Here is a 21,648-nt window from a genome sequence, read left to right on the forward strand (position 1 = left end):
TCGAACCGCATGCAGGCGCCAGCACGATCGCTCGCGCTGCCAAACGCTAGCGCTGCCGCCAGGCCTCCACCAGCGCCAGCATCCGTTCCTGCTGGGCGGGCGCCCAGCGACGGATCCGCTGCGCCACGCCTTCGTCGCTGCGCCAGTCCGGCTCACCCGCCGCCGCGACGTCGTACCACTGGAGTGCGAGCTCCGACTGGCCGGTGGTCCAGTACAGCAGCGCCAGGCTGTAGGCCGCCCAGAACGGCTCGCCGCCGTGCAGTGCGATCGCACTCTGCCAGTCCGCGAACGTGGCCGCGTAGTCCTCCTGGTCGTAGCTCGCCCAGCCCCTGGACCACAGCAGGTGCCGCTCGTGCGGGCTGCCCGGCTCGGACGCGGCCAGTGCCGCGTCGAAGTCCCGGCGCGCGCGCACCAGGTCGCCACTCTCCATGAACACGTAGGCCCGGCTCGAAAGCGCCACGACGTTGCGCGGATTCTTCTGGATGTTCGCGTTGAGGAGCCGGCGAAAGCGTGCCCGATCGCCGGGCGGCGTGGGCCGGTACCTTGCCGCCCGATCCTCGTCGAGGTAGCTGCCGTCGGGCGCCATGGCAGGCAGCGCGTCAGCCGCGGCGGTGGCGCCGGAGAACAACAGCAGCAGGATCAGTCCAAGGCGATGCGTCATCGCATGTCTCCGGAATGATCCGGCGGGCGCGGCACCCGGCGGGTGCCCACACGCAGAATCACGGGGTGGCTGGAACGGTACGACATGGCTCCGCGGGTGTCAGGACCCGCGCTTGAGCAGGGATTTCAGATCCGCGAACGGCGTGGCCCGGGCGGCGGCCGGCGCGTCTTCCGCGTCGCGCGCGCTGACGCCGGTGTGGTCGAGCTGGCGCGAGTGCTCGTTGTCGTGGCAGTACACGCACAGCAACTCCCAGTTGCTGCCGTCGGTCGGATTGTCGGAGTGGTTGTGGTTGCGATGGTGGACCGTCAACTCCTGCAGGTTGGCGCGGGTGAACTCGCGCGCGCATCGGCCACAGATCCACGGGTACATCTTCAGCGCGCGTTCGCGGTAGCCCTTGGCCCGCTCATCCGCGCTGCGTCGGGCGTCGGCGACGATGCGGTCTAGGCGGGCGTTGTCTGGCGTTGACATGGTCACAGGGTCACGTGGGAGCGGCCGGGACAAGGTAGCACCGGCTGCAACCACCTGAAGGCCCGAATGCGGCACCAGTGCGTCCACCCTATCTACACTCGCGGAATGCGGAGGGAAACAGGCATGCACAAGGGAGGGGCCGGCAGCGGCGGCGCAGGAACGGCAGGCACCGCCGATGACCGCCAGCTGCTGCGTGGCATCCTCGTGCACGATATCCGGCTGGACCTGCGCCGACACCTGCGTCCGATGCTGGCCTGGTACCTGTTGTTCACCGCCTTCGCGACGGTGGCGGCCGCACCGCTGACCACGTGGTCGCTCGCCGCCCTCCTGCACTGGATCGAGCGGCCGCTCGCCGGCGACTTCGACGGCGTCCGCGACAACCTGCTCGCGCTTGCCTGGCTCATGCTCGCCGGTGCGCTCAGCTGGTACGTGGTCATGCTGCAACAGGCCGGCATGCTGCTGGTCTCGGCAAGCCACGGCTGCCGCTACCGCACGGCCGCGGCGGCGCTTGTGGGCATGCTTCGGCGTGCGGGCCCGCTTGCCGTGCTCGCGGCCTGGCAGGTCCTGGCCCATGCGCTGCTGGCCGTGCCCTGGCTCGCGACAGGTGTCGTGCTCTACCGGCTGCTCCTGGCCAGCTACGATCCCTATTTCGTGGTGACCGCGCAGCCGCCCGCGCTGTGGTGGTTCCTGGGCGGCTTCCTGCCGGTGCTGGCGATCGGGCTGCTACTGCACGCGACGCTCTACTTCCGATGGCTGCTGGCCACGCCCGCACTGGTGCTGGAAGGCCTGTCGCCGGTGGCCGCACTGCTCCACAGCCGCAGGCTCACCCGTGGCCGGCACCTGCGCATCGCGATGCTGGTGGTGGGCGTCGCGCTCAGCGTCGCCGCCATGCCGCTGGTCGTGACCGAGCTGTACGACCGCGCCGCCACCCCGCTGCTGGACTGGCTGCCGGATCATCGCTTCCTGGTCAGTGCCGGCATGGTGGCCTACCTCACGTTTTACGCCGTCACCGTGCTGGGCGTGCTGCTGCTTGGCAGCACCTTGAACACGCTGCTGGTCCGCGCGCTCTTCCACCGCCTTGGCGGCGCCCGTGGCGCCCGCGCGGTGGACGCCACCCCGCGCCGCCCCGGCCGGTTCGTGTGGGGCGCGGAAATCGCGTTCCTCGCCGTGGCGCTGGTGCAGGCGACGATCGCCGTGGCAAGCATGAACCTGCGCAGCGACGTGTCGGTCACTGCGCATCGCGGCGCGGCCCTGGTTGCACCGGAGAACACGCTTGCGTCGTTCCAGGCGGCCATCGATGCCGGGGCGGACGCGATCGAACTCGACGTCCGGCTCAGCGCCGACGGCGCCGTGGTCGTGTTCCACGACAGCGACTTCCGGCGCATTGCCAGCGATCCACGTGCTGTCGTGGACACGCCGCTGTCGGCCATGCGCGACATCGATATCGGCAGCTGGTTCGATCCCGCATTCGCTGGCGAACGCATCGCGACGCTGGGCGAAGCCCTTGCCTTCATCGACCGACGCGCGCTGGCGCTGATCGAGCTCAAGCCCGACGCAGGCAACGCGCAGGCCCTGCTCGACGCCAGCCTGCGCGAGGTCGCGCGCGGCGGCTACGGGGACGTGGCCATGTTCGCTTCGCTCTCCCCCGAGCTGGTGCGCGCGGCCCGCGCCGCTGCACCACAGGCCCGGCTGGCCCTGTTCGCGAATGCCGCACTGCCGGGCACCGCCCGTCGGACCGACTTCGACATGCTGGGCCTCAACCACCTGCGGATCGACGCCGAAGCCGTGGCCGACGCGCGCCGCGGGGGCTACCTGCTGCAGGCGTGGACCGTCAACGATCCAGGGCGCATGGCGCGCTACATGGACCTGGGCGTGGACGACATCAGCACCGACGTGCCGGCAGAGGCGGTGCGGCTGCGGGCGGAGCGGTCGGCGCTGACAGACGTGGAGCTGCTGCTGGTGCGCCTGCACAGCTGGTTCCGGCGCTGACCGGGATCGGGAAGGTCACGCCGGGCAGTCCGTGGCTTGATACAGCGCAGGGACCGGTGCTGCGCGGCGTTTATGGAACCGCGGGCGCGCGCTTCAGCGCGTCCGGGTCCAGGACGCGGTCGACGCTGCTTACCAGCGCCTCCCGCGGCATCGACGCGAACTGCTCCACCTCGGCCAGTCCGGGCTCCACCATCGCGAGCGTGACCCGGAAGCGGTAGGGCGGCTGCAGCGCCAATGCTTCGGCAGCGGCGGCGATCTTCTCCTGGGTGATGTGGACCTGCAGTTCACGGGTGCCCGGCCCCAGGCTGTGCTCCGCGCGGTGCAGCGTCCCGACGGCCGCGCCCGCTTCGCCCACCATGGCCACGGTCAGTTCGTAGCGATGCCTGTATGAACCCGAGAACGCGATCCGGACATCCATGTCACGACCATTCCCGTTGCGGAGGTACTCCACCTCCGCCAGGCGATAGGGATCGCGGATGAGCACCGGGGGCGTAGCGCGAATCTTCTCCGCCACGCTCTGCATGCAGGCCTCGCGCGAGATTCCCGACCCATCGAAAAACAGCGAATCGCGCTCTCTGACGTCCTCGCACAACGATGCATCCAGGTACTTCACCGCCGCCGCCTGCAGGCAGGACGAGCGCTTGAAGTAGCTCTTCTTCCCCGGCGAACCGAACAGCAGCCCGGTGGCGTACTCCGACGGATCCATGCGCAGGCAACGGTCCACCGCGGCGGCCTTGCGGTCACAGGCACTGCAGCTGAAGTCGCGCGCATGCGCAGACCCCGTCCCGGCAACAAGCAGGACAGGTGCGAGGAAGACCACCGCGGACAACGAGGCTCTTCCACGAATGACTGTCGACTTGCCGATGTCCTGGAACGGGTCGACGCGCATCTCAGAACACCGACAGTCCCGTCATCCGCGTAAAACGATGCAGCGCGTAGCGGCCGAGCTGCGAGTTACCCTTCTGGTCCAGGCCGGGCGACCACACGCACAGGCCCATCACGCGCGGCACCACCGCGACGATGCCGCCGCCAACGCCGCTCTTCGCGGGCAGGCCGACATAGAAGGCGAAATCTCCGGCGGCGTCGTAGGTGCCCGCCGTCATCATCACCGAATTGATGCGGGTCGCCCCCTCGGACGTGGTCACCTGCTCGCCCGATGCCCCACAGCGCCCGCCATCGGCCAGGAACTGCACGCTGCGGGCCAGGTCCACGCAATCCATGCACAGGGAACACTGCAGGTAGTAGAAATCCAGCACGTCCTCCACGCTGTTGTGCAGGTTGTCGTAGCTGCGGATGAAGTTGGCCATCGCCACGTTGCGGTAGCCGCTCTCGCGCTCCGACTTCGCCACCACCTCGTCGGTGCCGACCTCCGGATTGCCGGAGCGCGCACGCATGAACTCCAGAAGCGTGGCTTCCGCATCGCGGTAGCCCGACAGCACCACGTCCGCCGTGACCAGGGCACCCGCGTTCATGAATGGATTGCGCGGGATGCCTTTCTCGAGCTCGAGCTGGATCAGTGAATTGAACGGGTCGCCCGAAGGTTCCCGATCCACCCGCGTCCACAGCTGGTCGCCGGCCGCTTCCAGCGCCAGCGTGAGCGTGTGCACCTTGGAGACGCTCTGGATCGAGAAGCGCTCGCGCGAATCCCCCACTTCGTGGACCTCGCCATCCAGCATCGCCAGCGCCATGCCGAAACGATCCTTCGGCACGTTGGCCAGCGGGGCGATGTAGTCGGCCACCTCGCCTTCACCAAAACGCTTGCGGACCTCCTCGTTGATGGTGCCGAGGATGTCGTCCAGGTCAAGGCGACCGAGTTCCTCGGGATTCGGTGGAAGCTTGCGCATGCGGTGTCCGGTGGCTGCGGGTCAACTAATGTACGTCAACGCGCCAGGCCGGTCGCTGCGTGGACATGCGTGTCGCAAGGCCGCGGAATACCAGCGCCCCGCCGTCGGCATCCTATTCGAAGGGCGCTTCGTCATAGGGGCCGCGCAGTGGCGCGTCGCGTACGGCGGCCGCCATGTCGTCGCGCTGGATGCCGGCGCCGCGCAGGGTCGCGGCCAGCAGCACGGCGCGCCGCTCGCCTTCCAGATCGGATATCCGCGCGATGTAGTTCACATAGGTCGGCGCCGGCACGGAAGCCATAACGGCACCGACGAGGTTGTATGGCCGCAAGCCCTGCAGCGCGCCCTCCTCCGACTGGGGCAGACCCTCCAGCGCCTGGCCGACGTCCCGGTACGGCAGCTCGGACATCGCTCCCAGGTGCAGCATGCGCGCGGCGAACAGGTTGAGCGTCGCCTGCTCCTTGAACAAGGGGCGCTGCAAGCGCTCGGCCAGCCCCGCCGCCGCACCCGCCTGCGCTTCGGGCGACATGGCCATACGCAGCGAGGCGCCGATGACCTGCCACTCTCCGCCAAGGGGGCGCGCAAGGGAGCGCTCGGCCAACGTCAGCGGCTGTCGCCACGACGGCGGCACGGCCGCGCTGGCGAGATCCCGCGGAAGCTCGCGCAGGGCAAGGTTGCCGAACGCGAAATTGCGCCTTACCGCGGCCACGGCAACCATCTTCGAAATCAGCAGATCCGACGAGGCCAGTACCTCTCGCCAGAACACAAGATCCTGCTCCAGGAGATCCCGCACCGCCGCTGGATCCGGCGCCAGCGCCTGTTGCCACGCTGCCAGCAGATGCAGCTTCTGGCCCTCCAACGCGTGCTGATAGCCCGCCAGTGGCGTGTTCGCATCAACCGGAATCGCCTCGCGCCAGGCCGCGGTGGCGAGCATCCGGCGATACCGGTCCAGCAGCCACTGCTCCGACGCCAGCCACTGCGCAAGCGCACCGGGATGCGCGCCCAAGGTCTCCGCACATGCGGGGTGGTCGTCGCCACATGCCGCGGCCAGAGCGACGACCTCGGGACTCCGGCCTGCCCGGTATTCCGCATTCCTGCCGGGCAACGCGGGATAACCATCCGCAGCCGAGGTTGAAACGAAGGTTTCAATGTATGCATTGCGGGCGCCGCCCAACTGCACCGGGTCCATGTCTGCCGTGGCGGCGATGCCCAGCGCATGGATGTATCCGTTGGCGGCATCGGCCAGCGGTGGGCGATCGCGCTTCATGGCGACCAGCTGCTCCGTGCCCGCCGACGGCGGCTCGTCGTTCCAGTTGATGGCGAGCAGTGCCAGGTACGCGATGACCGGAAGCGCCACCAGCGCCGCCACCGCCCACGCGATCGACTGCAGCATGCCCCTCGCTTTCATCCACACCCCCTGTGCGCCGTGCCCATGTCAATGACGCCGTGCGAGCGCCATTCGTGACCGCAGGGTTGTAGTCTTCCACATGGGCGCATGACAGCGCGGAAAACCGCGCGTGCTCACGGGTACCGCGCTGCGATTTCCTTGCCGTTCCCACCGACGCCGGCGCGCGACAGCGACCGCAGCGCCTCGCGTGGCTCAGTGGCGCCCTTCAGCGAACTCTTCCACCAGCTTGCGGCAGAACGCCGGCAGATCCTCGGGCTTGCGGCTGGAGACCAGGCCCTGGTCCACCACCACCTCCTCGTCCACCACTTCGGCACCCGCATTACGCAGATCGGTGCGCACGCTCGGCCACGAGGTCATGCGGCGGCCGCGAACGACGTCAGCCTCGATCATCACCCACGGCCCGTGGCAGATCACGCCGACCGGCTTGCCGCTTTCCACGAAGTCGCGCACGAAGCCGACCGCCTTCTCGTCCATGCGCAGCGTGTCGGGGTTCTGCACGCCGCCGGGCAGGATCAGCCCGTCGTATTTATCCACGCGCGCGTCCGCCACGAGTCCGTCCACGGACAGCTTGTCGCCCTTCTTGTCGTGGTGCATGCCCTGGATCTCGCCGGGCTCCAGCGACAGCAGGCGCACGGTGGCGCCCGCGGCCTCCACCGCCTTGCGCGGCTCGGTCAGTTCCACCTGCTCCACGCCGTCGGTGGCGAGGATGGCGATGGTCTTGCCTTCAAGGAACTTGCCCATGAGTGCTCCCGGTTGTTGTTGGAGGCGCTCCAGATTGGCCGGGTGGTCATCGCCGTCGCGTGATCGATCTTGAAAAACAGTCAAAGCAGGACGCGCAGTCGATCGGCTGGACCGTCGAAGATCCGGCCATCCCAGGCGACCCTGGGCTTCGACCAGCAATTGCGGATCGTGGGACCGCAGGCCACGCCTTTGCGGATGCTTCATCCGCGCTCGGCTAAACAGGGGACCCCGCAAGGAGTTTTCCCGATGAGCCAAAACGACGCCCCCGCCACCGTTCCCGCCGTGGACCTGCAGCGTTACCTCGGCACCTGGTATGAGATCGCACGGCTGCCGATGCGACACGAGCCCGAGGACTACCGGGACATCACCGCCACCTACAGCCTGCAGGACGACGGCAAGGTGCGGGTCGCCAACCGCGCCATCGACGGCAAGGGCGAGCGGCAGGAATCGATCGGCGAAGCGACGCCGGTGGACGGCAGCAGCAACAGCAAGCTGGAAGTGACGTTCCTGCCCGAAGGGCTGCGCTGGATTCCGTTCACCAAGGGCGACTACTGGATCCTTCGCCTGGATCCCGACTACCGCGTTGCCCTGGTCGGCAGCCCGGACCGCAAGTATCTGTGGCTGCTCGCGCGCGACCCGCGCCTCGACCCGTCGACCCGTGACGACTACCTCGCCACGGCGCGTGCGCAGGGCTTCCAGCTCGACGACCTGATCCACACCCCTCAAGGCGGCCCGCCGCCCTACCCGTAACCGCGGCTTACCCCCTACCGCACGGGCCTGGCGCTTTCCGGGTCGCGTCGCCGGCCCCGGTCAGTCCACGGCGTGGTCGAGATCTCCACCGCCTCCTGCAGCCGGAAACCTCAGCGGTCGAAGTGGCAGAGAGTCACGATCTCGTCCGGGTTGAAGCCCGGGTAGTGGATCGCGAGCTGGGCGAACAGGCCCGCCGGCCTGCGGCACGCGGGATCGTGCTCGAAGCGCAGCGCGGCCTCGTCGAGATCGCGGAACGCCCGCTGCTCGGTCTCCAGCGCGACCGGCGGCGAGAGGCTGCCATCGCGCAGCCGCAGCCGCACCACCGGGACTCCCAACCAGCGCGTCCCGCGGCGCACGGTGGTGTTGCGCCCATCCAGGAAGACCGCATTGGCGAATTCGAGTACTGGCAGTGCGTCGTGCATGGGAGCTCCGTCGGGCTGTCGATGCTAGTCCAGCCGGAGGTCCAGCCCCGTGAGGTCGCTGTCCGGGCCCAGCACCCGGTCACCGTGGCTCTGGTCGCACGGTGGCTGATGCCCGCGAAAAGGCGGGCGGCCTGGCCGTAGCCTTCGGTGGCCGGCGGGGCCGATGCACAGCGTCAACAGCCTGGGCTCGATGCAGGCGGATGGCTACGGGAACACGACACTGGATCGTTCGAAAGCCAGCTGAGGACTCCGGTGGTGCTGTGCCGATATTTATGTTGCGGGGTCCGGGAAAGGGTTTCCCGCCGCCGCTGGCATGCCTCTTGCATGGCACAGCACGGCAGGTGGATACCTGCTTTCGTTCTTGTTGGCGGGTTCACGCCTTGCCTGCGCGTGAAACCTGCTTTTTCTCAAGCAGGCTAATCAGGGGGACAAATGAAATTTCGTGTATTCGTTCTTGGCATCGCCGTGTGCCTGGCGTCCGGCTGCGCAACCATCGTGGGCGACTCTACCCAGATGATTCCGATCACCAGCACACCCGGCGATGCGGAAATAGCCATCACTGATGAAACCGGCAGCGTGGTCTATCAAGGCCGTACGCCTGCCTCCGTGGTCCTGCACAAGAGCGATGGCAGCTATTGGGGCGGAAAAACGTACAGCGTCGCCATTTCCAAGGCGGGTTATCGCCAGCAGACAATTACTTTGGAATCATCGGCGAACGCCTGGTACATCGGCGGGAACTTCATCTTCGGTGGGCTAATCGGGTGGTTCGTCGTCGATCCGCTGAGTGGGAAGATGTACACCCTGTCGCCGCAGGCGATCAGCTCCACGCTTGGAGCAGAAGCGGCGCACAACAACACGTCGACAGATGGCAGCATTTCAGTTGTCCTGCTCGAGGACGTTCCGCAGGCCCTGCTTTCGCAGATGGCGCCCGTAAACTGAACTGACATAGCGACCGCCGGCACGGTGCGCACTTCATCGTGCCGGCGGCCAGGCGCCCGCAGCCGTGCGGCGCGGCGGCAGCCCGGCCCGGGCGATGCGGCGGCGCAGGCGCACGATGTCATGGACGGCTATCAGGGCGGAGCCACGCGCCGCACGTTGACGCGCCATTGCCCCGGTCCGCGGCACGATCGGCGCTCCCCTGCGCACATTCCCGTCATGAAACTCGAAGGTTCCTGCCATTGCGGATGCATCCGCTTCCAGTGCGAGGCCTACGCGCCCGTGCCGTTCCTTCACTGCTACTGCTCGATCTGTCGCAAGACGGCGGGCGGCGGCGGCAGCGCGGTCAACCTGGGCGCGCGCGCCGACACCCTGGAGGTCGAGGGCGGCGAGCACCTCGGTGTGTACCAGGCCCGGATACGCGATGACGACGGCGGCTGCCGGATCAGTTCGGGCCAACGCCACTTTAGCACCCGCTGCGGGAGTGCGCTGTGGCTGTGCGACCCGGAGTGGCCCGACCTCGTCCACCCGCACGCCTCGGCCATCGATACGCCCCTGCCCGAGGCTCCAGAGCGGGTGCACATGCTGCTGGGATCGAAGGCGGACTGGGTCAAGGTGCCGGAGGGATCCGGGGAGGTGCGGATAGAGGGCTTTCCGGAAGAGTCGCTCGAGGACTGGCATCGTCGGCATGGTCTACTGCAGGCTGCGCGTTAGCTTCGATGCGTCCCGAAGGCCGACCATCCATGTCACGCGAACCCACGCCCACGCCGCGCACCGGGCAACCGGATCCCAAGCTCACGCGGGATGAGTTCGAGCGGCGCTACCGCATCGCGTTCGTGGACCCTGCGTTCGACGCCCACCGCGACGCCATCGACCGCCTTGCCGCAGTGGCCTGGAAGGCGTACGACGAGGGCCGCAAGGCGCCCCGCACGCACCCCGCGGGGCCCGGCTTCCACGATCCGACGTACGACCTGTCGGACGAATGGCGGGCGGCGCGTGACGCCATCCACGCCGCCGAAGCCCGCCAGCGCGACCCCGGCACGCCCGATCGGATCCTGCTGGTGTGCGCCTCGCCGCGCAGCGAGCACACCTGCCCCGGCGAGATGTCCAAGACCTGGCGCCTGCTGGAGGCCGCGCGCGATGCCGCGACCAGCGCCGGCGCCGAGTGCGACGTCCTCGAGCTCAATCGCCTCGCGTCCGAATACGGCCGCACCATCCATCCCTGCAAGGCCTGCGTCTCGACCGCCATGCCCCTGTGCCACTGGCCCTGCTCCTGCTACCCCAACCACGGCCTGGGTCAGCACCAGGACTGGATGAACGCCATCTACCCGCGCTGGGCCGAAGCCCACGGCGTGATGATCGTGACGCCGGTGCACTGGAACCAGGCCACTTCGCCGCTCAAGCTGATGATGGACCGGCTGGTCTGCGCCGACGGCGGCAACCCCGACCCCACGTCCACGGCCGGCAAGGATCCCGAGCGCGCGAAGCGTATCGAGCTTGACGGCTGGGACTATCCGCAGCACCTGGCCGGCCGCGCGTTCGCGGTGCTGGTGCATGGCGACAGCGAAGGCACGCAGGCGGTCCGCCACGCGCTGGCCGACTGGCTGCGGGGCATGGGCCTGGTGGATTCGGGCGCGCTGTCGCAGGTGGACCGCTATGTCGGCTACTACGCGCCGTATGCCACCAGCCATGCCGCGCTCGATGGTGACCAGGCGCTGCTCGAGGAGAGCCGGAACGCGGCGCGCGCGCTGGTCGAACGCATCCGCCAGCTGCGCACGGGCCAGCGCGAGGCGGGCGACGGCCTCCGGCTGCCGCGGCAGAAGTGAGCGGCCTGAGTCCGTTCGCTCCCCCCGCGGCCACCCCAACGATGCGCGCGTTCCTGGCTATGCTTCCTCGCAGACGTCGCTGCCGGCGCGCCCCACCCTGAGGACTCCACATGGATCGTCGCCGCTTCCTTGGCGTGACTGCAGTTGCCGCCGCTTCGCCGGCCTTGTCCGCGCTGGGCGCGCCTGCCACGGCCGACAGAGCCGAAACCTTGTTCAAGGGCGTGAACTTCGCCTCCGACGGCCTTGGTCTCAATCCCGCCGAGTACGCCACGCTGCTGGGCGGGATCGTGGCGGAAGACGGCTTTGCCCCGGACTACTACTCGCAGGGCGGCGTTATCCGCGAACTCGAACGCAGGTTCGCCCGCCTGCTCGGCAAGGACGACGCCATCTACCTGCCCACCGGAACGCTGGCGAACCACCTCGCGGTGCGCAAGCTCGCCGGAGCTGACCGCCGCGTGCTGGTGCAGGCGGAAAGCCATCTCTACAACGACAGCGGGGACTGTGCGCAAACCCTCAGCGGGCTGAACCTCGTGCCTCTCGCCGAGGGAAGCAGCACCCTGCCTGTCGACGAGGTGGAGCGCTGGCTGCGGCGCGCCGACAGCGGCCGGGTCGAGACCCGCGTCGGCGTCATTGCCATCGAGTCACCGGTGCGGCGACGGCACCATGAGATGGCCGACTTCGATGAACTCCGCCGCGTCAGCAGCCTTGCCCGCGAGCGCGGCATCCGCCTGCATCTGGACGGGGCGCGGATGTTCAACCTGCCACTCCACTCGGGCAGGAGCCTCCACGAGTACAGCGCGCTGTTCGACACGGTGTATATCTCGCTGTGGAAGCACTTCAACGCCGGGTCCGGCGCGATCCTCGCCGGGGATGCCGGCTTCATCGAGGGCCTGTACCACCAGCGGCGCATGTTCGGCGGCGCCCTGCCCCATGCCTGGCCGGCGGCCGCGGTGGCGCTGCGCTACGTCGATAGCTACCTGGAGGACTACGCGAAGTCATGGCAGGTCGCCGACCGGTTGATTGCACTGCTGCAGGACGACAGCCGGTTCTCGTTCGAGAAACTTCCTCACGGTACCAGTCGCTTCTTCATGACGGTGACCGGGGTGGGCGCTGACCTGCTCCGCGAACGCCTCGCGAAGCAGGGTGTCGTACTGTCCCACGGCCATCCGGACAGCGGCAGGTTCGCGATGCAGGTCAACCCGACGCTGCTGCGGGTATCGGCGGACACCCTGGCCGGGATGTTCATCAACGCGGCTGGTGGTCGAGAAGATTGATCGCGGCGGGGACGGTGCCCGGAAGCAACCGTCAGGTAACCCCGCTGCGCCGCGAGACCCAGGCATGGATCAGCCCGGCCTGGAAGAACTGGACCGGCGTATCGAAGCCGCCGGACGCGATGATGGATGCAACATCCGCCGGAGGCAGGACCGCCACGTCCCGGGTATAGGCCACGCGGGCGCGTTCTATGGCCTCCGCCGGCACCTCGGCCGCGGACATCATCCGCAGCCAGGCCGGCAGCAGCACCCCATACGCGGGCGAGGCCACGTCGGAGGCGAGGTCCGAACTCGCCAGCAGGCCGCCGGCGCGCAGGCGTGCGGCAATCTCGGCGAAGAAGCGCACGCGCTGTGCGCGGTCGACAAGGAACTGCGAGACCAGGAAGCAGGTGGCGGCGTCGTAGTGCGCCCCGGCCGGCAGCGAGTCGACGAAGCCTTCGTGGAAGTGGCAGCGATCGGCGAAGCCTTCCGCTTCGGCGCGTGCACGGCAGGCTTCGAGCATCCGGCCCGATGGCTCCAGCGCGGTGAAGGTCCACGTCGGGAACGCCTGCGCAAGATGCGCCATTTCCACGCCCGTGCCCGCGCCCACGCACAGCACCCGCGCATCGGCAGGCAGCCCGGCGAGCATTGGATCGAGCAGGAAGTAGAGGCAGTCGCGGATGGCGGCGGTGCGCGACCACTGCTGGTCGTATCCCGGCGCCATCTGGTCGAACAGTTCAACGATCTGGCTGGCATCCATGTGGGCGATGTTAACCGCCCGCGAACTACACTCGGAACCGACTGGGGGTCGTGGACGTCATAGCCGATCACATGGCCAGGATCGCCAATCCGCAGCGTGCTTCCCTTCGCGCGACGTCGCGCGTTGCCGGACGCCGCGGGGTTTCGCGTTAAGGTCTGCTCACGCAACCCCGGAGAACATCATGGAACGATCCGCCGCTGCCTGCCTGGCCGCCCTGTTGGTCGTGGCGCTGGCCACCGCCTGCGCGCCGACCGCCGATGACGATGCCGCAACCGCCACCGTACCCTCCGCGTCGTCCAACGCCAGCAACGCGAAGGACAGCGCTGCCCGCCCAGCCGTCCTGACCGACGCCAACCTCGACGCCTACGGCCGCGCACTCGCCAAGCAGGCCGAAATCATCCGTCGCCCCGGCCGCGGCACCCACTACGGCGTGACCATAAGCATCCACGACCTCGATGGTGAAACCGGCGAAGTGCTGGAAGCCGCCGGCATGACGGTCGACGAGTACCGCGCCGTGGAGCAGCAGGTCGAGCCGGTGTTCACCATCCTCAACTTCAAGGGCGAGATCGGCCCGCCGCGCTCGATCGACCTGGAGGCCGCGCCGGAGTGGAAGGCGAAGCTGGAAGGCGATCCCTTCGCCACCCTGCCGCCCGAATCGGCCGCCGCGCTCCGCCGCAGCATGGACACGCTGGTGCCGCTCTGGAGTGACGTGATCGGGCTGACGGCGCAGCACGGGCGCTGACAACGCTGCACTGGGCCGCGTTCGTCTCCTGCACATTTTTCCCATTCCTCCAAGACGAGCCACTGCCATGCGCCCATGGATGATCACCGCCCTCCTCCCGCTGTTCTCCGCTGTAGCCCTGGCCGGCACGCCACTCCCGGACGCACCGCACGTGGTCGTCCAGGGCGAAGGCTTGGTCAGCGTGGCGCCCGACTCGGCCACGGTGTCCATGGTCGCGCGTCACCGCTCCGCGGATGCGGGCGAAGCCAAACGAGTGGTCGACCGCGCGGTCGCTGCCTTGCTCAAGGTGGCGCCCGACTACGACGTGGCAGCCGACGACATCACCGCCTCCGACCTGGCCCTGCGCGAGGACGAGGAGTACGACGACAACGACCGCCGCCTGCCCTCGGCCCACGTCGCCAGCCGCGAAGTGAAGGTGCGCATCGATGACCTCGAGCGGCTGGGTGCGTGGATGGACGCCGCGATGGCAGCGGGCTTCACCGATGTGTCGGACGTCAGCTTCAAGTCCAGCCGGGAAACCCGCCTGCGCGAAGACGCGCGGGCGCAGGCGGTGGCGGATGCCCGCGAGAAGGCCGGCGGCCTGGCCGTGGCCTTCGGCGGCCGCCTCGGGCCGGTGTACAGCATCAACAGCCTGAATTCGATGCAGGCGGATGGGTACGGAAACACAACGCTGGATCGCATCCAGGTCACGGGCACGCGCATGGACAGCGGGCGATACCTGCAGCCCAGGATCGACTTCACCGAGCGGGTGTCGGCGGTGTTTGAAATCGTGCGGTAAGCCGGAGTCCCTGGTGCAGGCGAAGCGACCCGCGCAGCGCCAGAGGCTCGGAGCATGCATTGATCTTCAATCCGGGAAGTCCCTACGCGGATTCGCGACCATGGCGAGGTTTCCGAACGCCAGAACAGACTAGGCTCGGGATTGCCCAGGGGGCCATTGCACCAAGCGGTGATGCCCCTCGTCGACATGGAGGATCGACTTGACCGGCTCAAGCACAGCCCGCCTGCCGTCGGACCCGCTGCACCCGGACCACGAGATGTACCAGCGACTCCTCGCGGGTGTCGCGGCGCTCGACCGCTGGGATCCGGCGCAGGCTTCAAACCTGGCCGCCGCCCTTTATGCGGATCTCCGCACCAAGCAGCCGCACATGCTGGCAAGCGATTTGGGCCGCGTGCTTGCCGGCGACCCGATGGCCCAGCGACCATCCCTGTTCGCGGCCCCGCAAAGCGGCTACCACTCCCACACCAGTGATCCCAGCATCCTCCTCTTCAGCACGCCGATAACGGCCGGGGATCGCCCTGCAAACCGGACCCTGATGCCATTCGGCCGTCACACGACGATCGACCACACGGGCTACCTGACGGACCCTGGCATTACGCAGACGCCGATTCCCGCCATCTCCCACGCGCCCATACCCCAGGTCAACGGCGTTGTCCTGCATCGCACGGAATCGAGCACGGCTGCCAGCACGCTGTCCACTTGGCGCTCCCGGGACGCGGGAACCGGCGCGCATTTCCTGATCGACCGCGACGGCACGATCCACCAGACCGTCAGCGTCGACCGCCAGGCCTGGCATGTCGGCGCGATCCGGTCGCGCGGGGAAGTCGAGGGCACCATCACCATGGACGACCGGCGCGAACTCGATGCCGCACGCAATGGCCAGACTGAATGGCGTGGCCCCGCCGTGCGCGCCGTCAGCCGGATCGAATCCAGCCGGCCCTACCCGGAACGCTATCCGGGCAACGCCGACAGCATCGGCATCGAAGTGGTCGGCCGCTATCACCCGGCGACGCAGCGCTGGGACGAGCCGACGCCCGAACAGACCGCTGCAATCAACCGTCTGATGGAATCCCTGCAGCGCAACTTTGGACTGACCGACGAGGATGTTTACGAACATGACGCCATTTCACGCAAGACACCCGGCGAAGGCGCCGGCCTTTACGTTCCTGCCCCACCTGGCTTGGGTCCTGATGCTGCCGATGCTGGGCGCGTGCCAGCCGCAGGCCCGCAACGATAGCGCCAGCCCCCGCGCACCTGATTCCCTGACAGACGTCAATGTGCTGGAGATTTCACCGGCCCGCTACCAACCCACAGACGCTTCCCGGGCATCCCAGGCCGAAGCGGACGCATGTGGTGCCTGGTCGCTCGACCATCATCAGGCAGAGACCTTCTTTGGCCTGAGCGAGCAACTTCCAGAAGGCCGGCTCAACGATTTCCACTGGCTGCCGTGCTCGATCAAGGGCCGCCTGCAGGCCGAAGGCCGCGAGTGGACGTTCGAGATCAACGGCGCGGGCACCAGCACCTGGCGCTCCGGTGAGGATGTCCGCCTGCTGGGATGCGCTCGCAGCGCGTGCGAGCCACTGGTGATCCTCATGCCGGAAATCGTCTCCGAGAACTGAGCGGCGGCGGCGTCAAGACCAACTAAACGAGCGCCGCGGTATCACCGCGGACACCGCCGCGCGCCTGGCGCGCCACTTCGGCGGCAATCCCGCCTCGTGGCTGGCGCTGCAGAATGTCTACGACCTGAAAACGCTTGCCACGCTGGCCGAGATCGAACGCACAGTGCGTCCGCGCGCGGCATAGCCGGCGCAGCACCACGCCGCAGTACAAAGGGACGGCACCCGCCTGCTCCGGTGCGGAGTGCGGTTCACAGCCCGAACAGCCGGGCCGCGTTGCCCCGGCGGATCTTTTCCTTCTCCGCCCCGGTCAGATCAAGCCGCTCCAGCGCATCCACCGCCGCGCCCAGGCCCATCTGCGGGTAGTCGGAGCCCAGCAGCACGTGGTCGATGCCCACGTTGCGGAGCGTCCAGACGAACTCGTCCTCGATCGGCGAGCCCGGCGCCAGCAGCACCGGTCCGGAGATGTCGAAATACAGGTTGTCCATCGCGAACCCGTCGGCGGTCCGCGCCAGCGCCACGATGTTCCAGTAGCGGAAGTTCATCCCGCCGATGTGGGCGAGGATGAACTTCGTGCCCGGCACCCGCAGCACCAGGTTGAACAGCTTCTCGGTGTCGCCGGGCAGGATGTTGGCGTTGTCCGTCAGCACGACCATGTCCAGCTCCCCGGCCCGACGCACCAGCACCTCAACCCTGGGATCGGACACGTCGAAGCCCTGCGTGTGCGCGTGCAGCTTCAGCACGCGCACGCCTGCGGCGGCGACACGCTCCAGCTCGGTGATCGCGGCGGCTTCGTCGTAGGGATGGACGGTGGCGATGGGCACCACCTGCGGATGCGCCTTGGCCAGTGCGATGATGCTGTCGTTGCCGGTGCGGATCGCGTCCAGTTCGCCATGGCGGGCCTGGTGCGGACCGCCGAACCACATCGCGCCAAGGCCGGACAGCTCCACTCCGGACGACTCGACGTCCGCCAGGTAGTCCTGGAGCGACGGTTCGCCATTGCGAATGTGTACGTGTACGTCGAAGACGGGGCCGGAGGCGGCGGCGCCGCCGGTCAGCAGTATCAACAGGAAGAACAGCAGTCTTGGCATGGGCGTCTCCGGCGTGGTCACGGGACGATACCGCCCGGCGGCGTTCGGTGCGCGGGACAGGCAGGTAACCGCCAACACGCACTCTTCCCCGGCAGCTCCCGCACCCGACATCGCTGCGTCAGCGGATCTCCTCCACCTTCACCACCCGACCGCCGGTAACCGTGAAGTTCACCTGTTTGTCGCGAAGGTGATATTCCCAGCGCTCGCCGACCGCAGCACCGCGATGATTCTCGAGGGTGACGATGCGATCAGGATTACCGCCGCGCTGGATCAGCGCCGATGTGCTGTCGCCCGTGGTGACCACGCCACGGGAAAACGCGTAGCTGTCGAAGGCGACGGCCGGCCCTGAAAGCGCGACGAGGAGCAATGCAGACACGAGCAAATTCGTACGCTGTGACATGTCGTTCTCGTCCATGGAGGAACAGGGTTCCGGCAACTTGCCCGGAACCGGTCTCAAGCAGCGAGACGCCTGCGTATCCGCCGAAACAGCTCAGCAGTTCCTGCGTCGTATCCGGCCGACGCGGCTCAGCCTTCCCGCACCCAGGCCAGCGCTTCGTCCCGCTCTGCCGGCTTGAACACCCGGTAGCTGACGAACGGCAGCAGCGCGCTCTCGATGCGCGTCCCCGCGCGCACCCAAGCCTGGTCGGCGACCACCGCGACCCGCCCGAAGCGTCGCAGCTGACCGAACAGAGGCATGGCCCGGGCAATGTGCGCGCCCAGGCCGGAGACCTCGATGGCATCCAGCGAACGGGTTTCCACGAACACGTGCACCGTGTCGTTTGCTGCCAGGCAGGCATCCAGCCGGTCCATCATGGCGACGAGATCGGCGCTGGTGATCCGGTGCTCGATGGACACCGCGATGACGTTGTCGGCGCTGGGGATGAATTGAAGCATTGCGAGCCTCCGTCGAATGCCGGCCGCGGAAACCGTGCCCGGACGTTGCATGGGGATCGACAGGTTAAACGGGCCCGGCCTCGGGAAAGCGTAGGGGTATTGTCGACGGAAGCCACCAGCCCGGCGGCCGCATCGTGGGCCTGGTGCGCCCGCGGGCACACATCGCGCCCTGACCGGCGGCTAGACTCCGACCATCCCCTTCCGATCGAGGCACACATGCGCATCCTGATGACGGGCGGCACCGGACTGGTCGGCCCGATCAACCGGGTGGGCGCTGCCTCCAACGGTGGGCGGGTTGCGTAGGGAGGCGGCCCCAGGGCCTGCCGCCGACCGCGTCACCCTCGCCCGCATCAACCGCGAGGCCTACATCTACTTCGGCGCCGGCGCCACCGTGGCCTGGCAGATGGCGAACCCCGGCGTCGGCCGCGGCGTGGCCGGGCACAGCGCCACCCTGGAGCGCCCGCTCGAGCGCCTGCGCGCCACCATGGCCTACGTCTACGCCGTCACCCTGGGCAGCGACGCACAGCGCGCGGCCGTCGCGCGCCACGTCAACCGCGCGCACGTGCCGGTGAAAGGCCCGGGCTACAGCGCGTTCGATACCGGCCTGCAGCTATGGGTCGCCGCCACGCTCTACCGAGGCGCGCTGGATGTGTTCCACCTCTTCGAAGGGCCGGTGCCGGAGGCCGATCGCGATGCCCTCTACCGCGAGGCCTGGGCGTTCGGCCGCACGCTGCAGGTCGACGACAGCAGCTGGCCGCCCGATGCGGCCGCGTTCGACCGCTGGTGGCACGCGCAGCTGGCGCAGCTGTCCGTCGACGACGACGTCCGCCGCTACATGCAGGCCGTGCTGCACGGGGGCCACGCGCCCTGGTACCTGCGTCCGGCCATGCCGCTGCAGCGTTTCGTGACCCGCGGGTTGCTGCCACCCCCACTGCGCGCGATGTACGGCCTGCCGTGGAGCGCACGCGACGAACGGCGCTGGCAGCGGTTCACGCACTGGGCGCCGAAGGTCTACTGGAGGATCCCGGAGGTGCTGCGCCACTGGCCGGCGAAGCATTACCTGGCGCAGGTGGGGGACTGAGGTCGAAGGCGCGCGACTGGCCCTGCTGACGAACGCGCGCTCGGCATCCGCGAAGCTGAATTCAAGTGACAAGACCCTACCTCAGCTTCAGCTCACTCCGGTCCCTGAGCACCAGCTGCGGAATCCCCTCTCTCTGGCCGACCTCGGCGAACGCGCAAACGTCGCGGCCTTCCAAGCCCTGCTCAAGCAAAGGGAGGAACTCGGAGCGCGTGTCCTGCCAGATCACAAGGTCCACCCGCTGCCGTGAAGGGAACGCTTGTCCCATCGTGATGAACACCGGCCGCCCGCGCACGTCATCGCGGATGCCGACCCGAACCACGGGTCCCGCTATCGCGACCACCTTGCCAACATGGTCTCGGGCCATACCCCAGGGAAGCGGTTGCTCGCAGGAGCTGCCTGCCAATGAAGGCGCAGGTTGGGCACGTGCCGCTGCGGCGTCGAGGTCCGCCGCCACTTGCGCCCCCTGCAGTTGCGAAACGTCGCGACCGGCTGCTGCTTGATCATTCGACGGGACGCGGCCTTGGAACACCAGGACCAGCACCACAACAAGCAGCAGCGTGAACGCCCAGATCGTGGTCTTCATGATGTTTGTCTCCCTCTCCAGCATCTTGACCTGCAGCTGGGCCTGCTCAAGTTCCTCAAGCCGCCTGCTCTCTTCCTGCGACAGCTTCCGGGTCTGCCTGGCCTGCACCAGCTCCGCCTTCAGCAGCTCGAGCTCCTTGCGCTCCTCCCCGTAGCTGGCGCGCTCCTCGGCAACCTTCAACTGCTGCGCCGTCTCCAGCTCACGGATTCGCTGTTCAAGGCTTCGCGAGTGCGACTCCTTCGATCGCTCGTCGCGAAGCAACAGACCGAGCAGCTCGGCGCACCGCAGTGCGTTGTCCCTTACATCCACGTTCGCGAACCGGATCACCCGCCAGCCCTGGGCCACCAGGCTTGCCTGCCGCCGCTGCCAGTCCAGGAAGTCGCTGCGCGACATCCCGTGGCCGGTGCCGCGCTTGTCGTACCCGTCCACCTCGATCGCGATCCGGACCCCCTCTCCTTCCTGGATCACAAAGTCGCAGTATCGGGTTCGTCCGTCATCGTCCATGAAACGGTACTGGGCGCTCAGCGCGCGGAAATCGAGTTCTCTGACGCGTGTCAGGACGTTCTGGACGAACATCTCTTCGTACAGGCTGCCCTTGAGGTGATGCCCGTTGCAGGCCAGCCAAACCGTGACATCCACTGCGTCCCCCTTGAACGCTGCCTACTGGGTGGATTCTCTCTCATTCCGCACGGTGACGGCCCCGCAATGCGCACAGGCGCGGTCCTGTGCAGCGTGAACCCGTTATCTGCAGCCGAGAATCGACTTCATCAAGCGGGCGCCGGCGGTGTCCGGGATTTCGCAGTAAGCCGGCGCGCTACTGCAGCACGCTTCGGCGGCGAGGATCGTCCGGGAGCTCCGGTGTAGATGCGCTGAGGATTTCCATCGATTCCGCGCTGCGGCGACGCTGATCCTCGATCTCCTGGGGTGTCGGCAGGTGGATCGTGGCCGTAGGCGGTGCCCGGGTCGGGGACTCGTGCACCAGCGTCGAGTCGGCAGGGCCCTGCTGCCGGGTCGCCTGCGTCGTAGAAGCCTGCGGCTGTACCGGCGCAATGCTCCGGATGGCGCGCTGCAGAGCCGCGCTCATGAAGAACAGCAGCGCGATCGCCAGAATGAACTTGATCAGGATGGCAGCCAGCCCGGACCACGCGCCGGCGGCGACAATGGACATTCCGCGTCGCTTTCCGCCGCCACGGATCCGGTCTTCGGCCGCGGACACAAGGCGCTCTGCGGCCCATGTGCCGAACGATCCGGACCTTTCCTTCCAGCGATCATCACGTCCCGCAGGCGCCCATGCCCCCGCGGCTGGCCGGTTGAAACCGGCTCCCAGCATCCTGCGGAGATCGTCGCCATCGACCAACTGCACATGGCCGTGGCGCGTGGCCGCTTCGATCGCCGCGCGGGTGAATTCACCGCTGGTCACCACGATCGCACCGGTCGCCTGCTCGTTGACCATGATGCCGAGCAACTGGTGCACAGCGTTGTGCGGGACCTGATAGGCGTTCCAGTGCTTGCATTGGACGAGGATGGTCTCGCCGTCACGCCGGAGCCGGAGGTCGACCCCGCCGTCGAAGCGCGCAGCGCGGCCGCCCGTGCCGCAGTGCTCCACCGCATAGCTTTGGCCCCGGTAGTAGTCCGCCAGCAGGCGTTCGACCCGGGCCCAGTCCTCGCCGGCCAGTGCATCGTTCCGTCGTTCCCTGACGCGCTTCAGTCCCATCGCCCACATCTCCATTTCCGTTGCCGGTATACAAGCAGATGGCATGCCATCGACGTCAGCCATGACAACCACGGATGAAACTTGAGAGATCCCGGAT

At 68.0% G+C, this 21,648-nt stretch carries 24 protein-coding genes; 11 read left to right on the forward strand and 13 right to left on the reverse strand.

Translation table 11 applies throughout. The features are described 5' to 3' along the window. Nucleotides 1–46: 46 nt before the first annotated feature. Both WCE39_RS06710 and WCE39_RS06715 read right to left on the reverse strand, forming a co-directional pair. A complete protein-coding gene (locus WCE39_RS06710) occupies nucleotides 47–661 on the reverse strand; it encodes a tetratricopeptide repeat protein (protein WP_343275894.1) in 615 nt (204 codons plus the stop codon). A 99-nt stretch (nucleotides 662–760) separates the two neighbouring features. After that, nucleotides 761–1,129 carry a YajD family HNH nuclease gene (locus WCE39_RS06715; protein ID WP_343275895.1) on the reverse strand — a complete coding sequence of 123 codons (369 nt, stop codon included), beginning with the start codon at nucleotides 1,127–1,129 and terminating at the stop codon, nucleotides 761–763. Nucleotides 1,130–1,252: 123 nt separating this feature from the next. Here WCE39_RS06715 and WCE39_RS06720 point away from each other — a divergent pair, with 123 nt between their 5' ends. After that, complete coding sequence (locus WCE39_RS06720; protein ID WP_343275896.1) at nucleotides 1,253–3,118, forward strand: glycerophosphodiester phosphodiesterase; 1,866 nt, start codon at nucleotides 1,253–1,255, stop codon at nucleotides 3,116–3,118. 70 nt (nucleotides 3,119–3,188) lie between these two features. Here the strand turns inward: WCE39_RS06720 and WCE39_RS06725 are convergent, their stop codons facing one another. The 4 genes from WCE39_RS06725 to WCE39_RS06740 form a co-directional block, all read right to left on the reverse strand. Next, on the reverse strand, nucleotides 3,189–4,007 hold the full coding sequence (locus WCE39_RS06725; RefSeq protein WP_343275897.1) for a hypothetical protein: 819 nt from the start codon (nucleotides 4,005–4,007) through the stop codon (nucleotides 3,189–3,191). Nucleotide 4,008: 1 nt separating this feature from the next. Next, nucleotides 4,009–4,962, reverse strand: a complete 954-nt coding sequence (locus WCE39_RS06730) for a glutaminase (protein ID WP_343275898.1) — start codon at nucleotides 4,960–4,962, stop codon at nucleotides 4,009–4,011. Nucleotides 4,963–5,074: 112 nt separating this feature from the next. Further along, nucleotides 5,075–6,352 (reverse strand): hypothetical protein, encoded by a 1,278-nt coding sequence (locus tag WCE39_RS06735; protein ID WP_343275899.1) that lies wholly within the window; start codon nucleotides 6,350–6,352, stop codon nucleotides 5,075–5,077. A gap of 207 nt (nucleotides 6,353–6,559) precedes the next feature. Continuing rightward, on the reverse strand, nucleotides 6,560–7,108 hold the full coding sequence (locus tag WCE39_RS06740; protein ID WP_343275900.1) for a type 1 glutamine amidotransferase domain-containing protein: 549 nt from the start codon (nucleotides 7,106–7,108) through the stop codon (nucleotides 6,560–6,562). A 246-nt stretch (nucleotides 7,109–7,354) separates the two neighbouring features. On the opposite strand from WCE39_RS06740, the gene WCE39_RS06745 reads away from it, so the two are divergent. Continuing rightward, the gene (locus WCE39_RS06745; protein ID WP_343275901.1) at nucleotides 7,355–7,858 is read left to right on the forward strand and encodes a lipocalin family protein; all 504 of its coding nucleotides are present in this window, start codon (nucleotides 7,355–7,357) and stop codon (nucleotides 7,856–7,858) included. 110 nt (nucleotides 7,859–7,968) lie between these two features. Here WCE39_RS06745 and WCE39_RS06750 read toward each other — a convergent pair whose 3' ends face one another. Further along, nucleotides 7,969–8,280 (reverse strand): hypothetical protein, encoded by a 312-nt coding sequence (locus WCE39_RS06750; protein WP_343275902.1) that lies wholly within the window; start codon nucleotides 8,278–8,280, stop codon nucleotides 7,969–7,971. Nucleotides 8,281–8,712: 432 nt separating this feature from the next. Here WCE39_RS06750 and WCE39_RS06755 point away from each other — a divergent pair, with 432 nt between their 5' ends. From WCE39_RS06755 to WCE39_RS06770, 4 genes are all read left to right on the forward strand, one after another. Further along, a complete protein-coding gene (locus WCE39_RS06755) occupies nucleotides 8,713–9,219 on the forward strand; it encodes a hypothetical protein (RefSeq protein ID WP_343275903.1) in 507 nt (168 codons plus the stop codon). 216 nt (nucleotides 9,220–9,435) lie between these two features. Continuing rightward, nucleotides 9,436–9,930, forward strand: coding sequence for a GFA family protein (locus WCE39_RS06760; protein WP_343275904.1), 495 nt, complete (start codon nucleotides 9,436–9,438; stop codon nucleotides 9,928–9,930). 29 nt (nucleotides 9,931–9,959) lie between these two features. Next, nucleotides 9,960–11,042, forward strand: a complete 1,083-nt coding sequence (locus WCE39_RS06765; RefSeq protein ID WP_343275905.1) for a flavodoxin family protein — start codon at nucleotides 9,960–9,962, stop codon at nucleotides 11,040–11,042. A gap of 110 nt (nucleotides 11,043–11,152) precedes the next feature. Then, nucleotides 11,153–12,316: a threonine aldolase family protein gene (locus WCE39_RS06770; protein WP_343275906.1), complete on the forward strand. Its 1,164-nt coding sequence runs from the start codon at nucleotides 11,153–11,155 to the stop codon at nucleotides 12,314–12,316. Nucleotides 12,317–12,347: 31 nt separating this feature from the next. Here the strand turns inward: WCE39_RS06770 and WCE39_RS06775 are convergent, their stop codons facing one another. After that, nucleotides 12,348–13,052, reverse strand: a complete 705-nt coding sequence (locus tag WCE39_RS06775; protein WP_343275907.1) for a class I SAM-dependent methyltransferase — start codon at nucleotides 13,050–13,052, stop codon at nucleotides 12,348–12,350. Nucleotides 13,053–13,233: 181 nt separating this feature from the next. Between WCE39_RS06775 and WCE39_RS06780 the strand changes: the two genes are divergently transcribed. The 4 genes from WCE39_RS06780 (at nucleotide 13,234) to WCE39_RS06795 (ending at nucleotide 16,191) form a co-directional block, all read left to right on the forward strand. Next, nucleotides 13,234–13,794 carry a hypothetical protein gene (locus WCE39_RS06780; RefSeq protein ID WP_343275908.1) on the forward strand — a complete coding sequence of 187 codons (561 nt, stop codon included), beginning with the start codon at nucleotides 13,234–13,236 and terminating at the stop codon, nucleotides 13,792–13,794. Between the two features lie 79 nt (nucleotides 13,795–13,873). After that, on the forward strand, nucleotides 13,874–14,572 hold the full coding sequence (locus WCE39_RS06785) for an SIMPL domain-containing protein (RefSeq protein ID WP_343275909.1): 699 nt from the start codon (nucleotides 13,874–13,876) through the stop codon (nucleotides 14,570–14,572). A gap of 256 nt (nucleotides 14,573–14,828) precedes the next feature. Beyond that, nucleotides 14,829–15,809, forward strand: coding sequence for a peptidoglycan recognition protein family protein (locus WCE39_RS06790; protein WP_343275910.1), 981 nt, complete (start codon nucleotides 14,829–14,831; stop codon nucleotides 15,807–15,809). After that, nucleotides 15,763–16,191, forward strand: coding sequence for a hypothetical protein (locus tag WCE39_RS06795; RefSeq protein ID WP_343275911.1), 429 nt, complete (start codon nucleotides 15,763–15,765; stop codon nucleotides 16,189–16,191). Before WCE39_RS06790 ends, WCE39_RS06795 begins: the two co-directional genes overlap by 47 nt. A 248-nt stretch (nucleotides 16,192–16,439) precedes the next feature. Here WCE39_RS06795 and WCE39_RS06800 read toward each other — a convergent pair whose 3' ends face one another. From WCE39_RS06800 to WCE39_RS06810, 3 genes are all read right to left on the reverse strand, one after another. Then, on the reverse strand, nucleotides 16,440–17,279 hold the full coding sequence (locus tag WCE39_RS06800; protein WP_343275912.1) for an amidohydrolase family protein: 840 nt from the start codon (nucleotides 17,277–17,279) through the stop codon (nucleotides 16,440–16,442). Between the two features lie 118 nt (nucleotides 17,280–17,397). Continuing rightward, nucleotides 17,398–17,694 carry a hypothetical protein gene (locus WCE39_RS06805; RefSeq protein WP_343275913.1) on the reverse strand — a complete coding sequence of 99 codons (297 nt, stop codon included), beginning with the start codon at nucleotides 17,692–17,694 and terminating at the stop codon, nucleotides 17,398–17,400. A 110-nt stretch (nucleotides 17,695–17,804) separates the two neighbouring features. Continuing rightward, complete coding sequence (locus tag WCE39_RS06810; protein ID WP_343275914.1) at nucleotides 17,805–18,173, reverse strand: SpoIIAA family protein; 369 nt, start codon at nucleotides 18,171–18,173, stop codon at nucleotides 17,805–17,807. 295 nt (nucleotides 18,174–18,468) lie between these two features. Between WCE39_RS06810 and WCE39_RS06815 the strand changes: the two genes are divergently transcribed. Beyond that, on the forward strand, nucleotides 18,469–19,254 hold the full coding sequence (locus tag WCE39_RS06815; RefSeq protein WP_343275915.1) for an oxygenase MpaB family protein: 786 nt from the start codon (nucleotides 18,469–18,471) through the stop codon (nucleotides 19,252–19,254). A 76-nt stretch (nucleotides 19,255–19,330) separates the two neighbouring features. Here WCE39_RS06815 and WCE39_RS06820 read toward each other — a convergent pair whose 3' ends face one another. Together WCE39_RS06820 and WCE39_RS06825 are read right to left on the reverse strand one after the other, a co-directional pair. Then, nucleotides 19,331–20,476 (reverse strand): hypothetical protein, encoded by a 1,146-nt coding sequence (locus tag WCE39_RS06820; protein WP_343275916.1) that lies wholly within the window; start codon nucleotides 20,474–20,476, stop codon nucleotides 19,331–19,333. A gap of 175 nt (nucleotides 20,477–20,651) precedes the next feature. Further along, nucleotides 20,652–21,614: a restriction endonuclease gene (locus WCE39_RS06825; RefSeq protein WP_343275917.1), complete on the reverse strand. Its 963-nt coding sequence runs from the start codon at nucleotides 21,612–21,614 to the stop codon at nucleotides 20,652–20,654. Nucleotides 21,615–21,648: the final 34 nt, after the last annotated feature.

Source organism: Luteimonas yanweni, from assembly GCF_039548475.1.
In the GTDB taxonomy this organism is placed as follows: domain Bacteria; phylum Pseudomonadota; class Gammaproteobacteria; order Xanthomonadales; family Xanthomonadaceae; genus Luteimonas.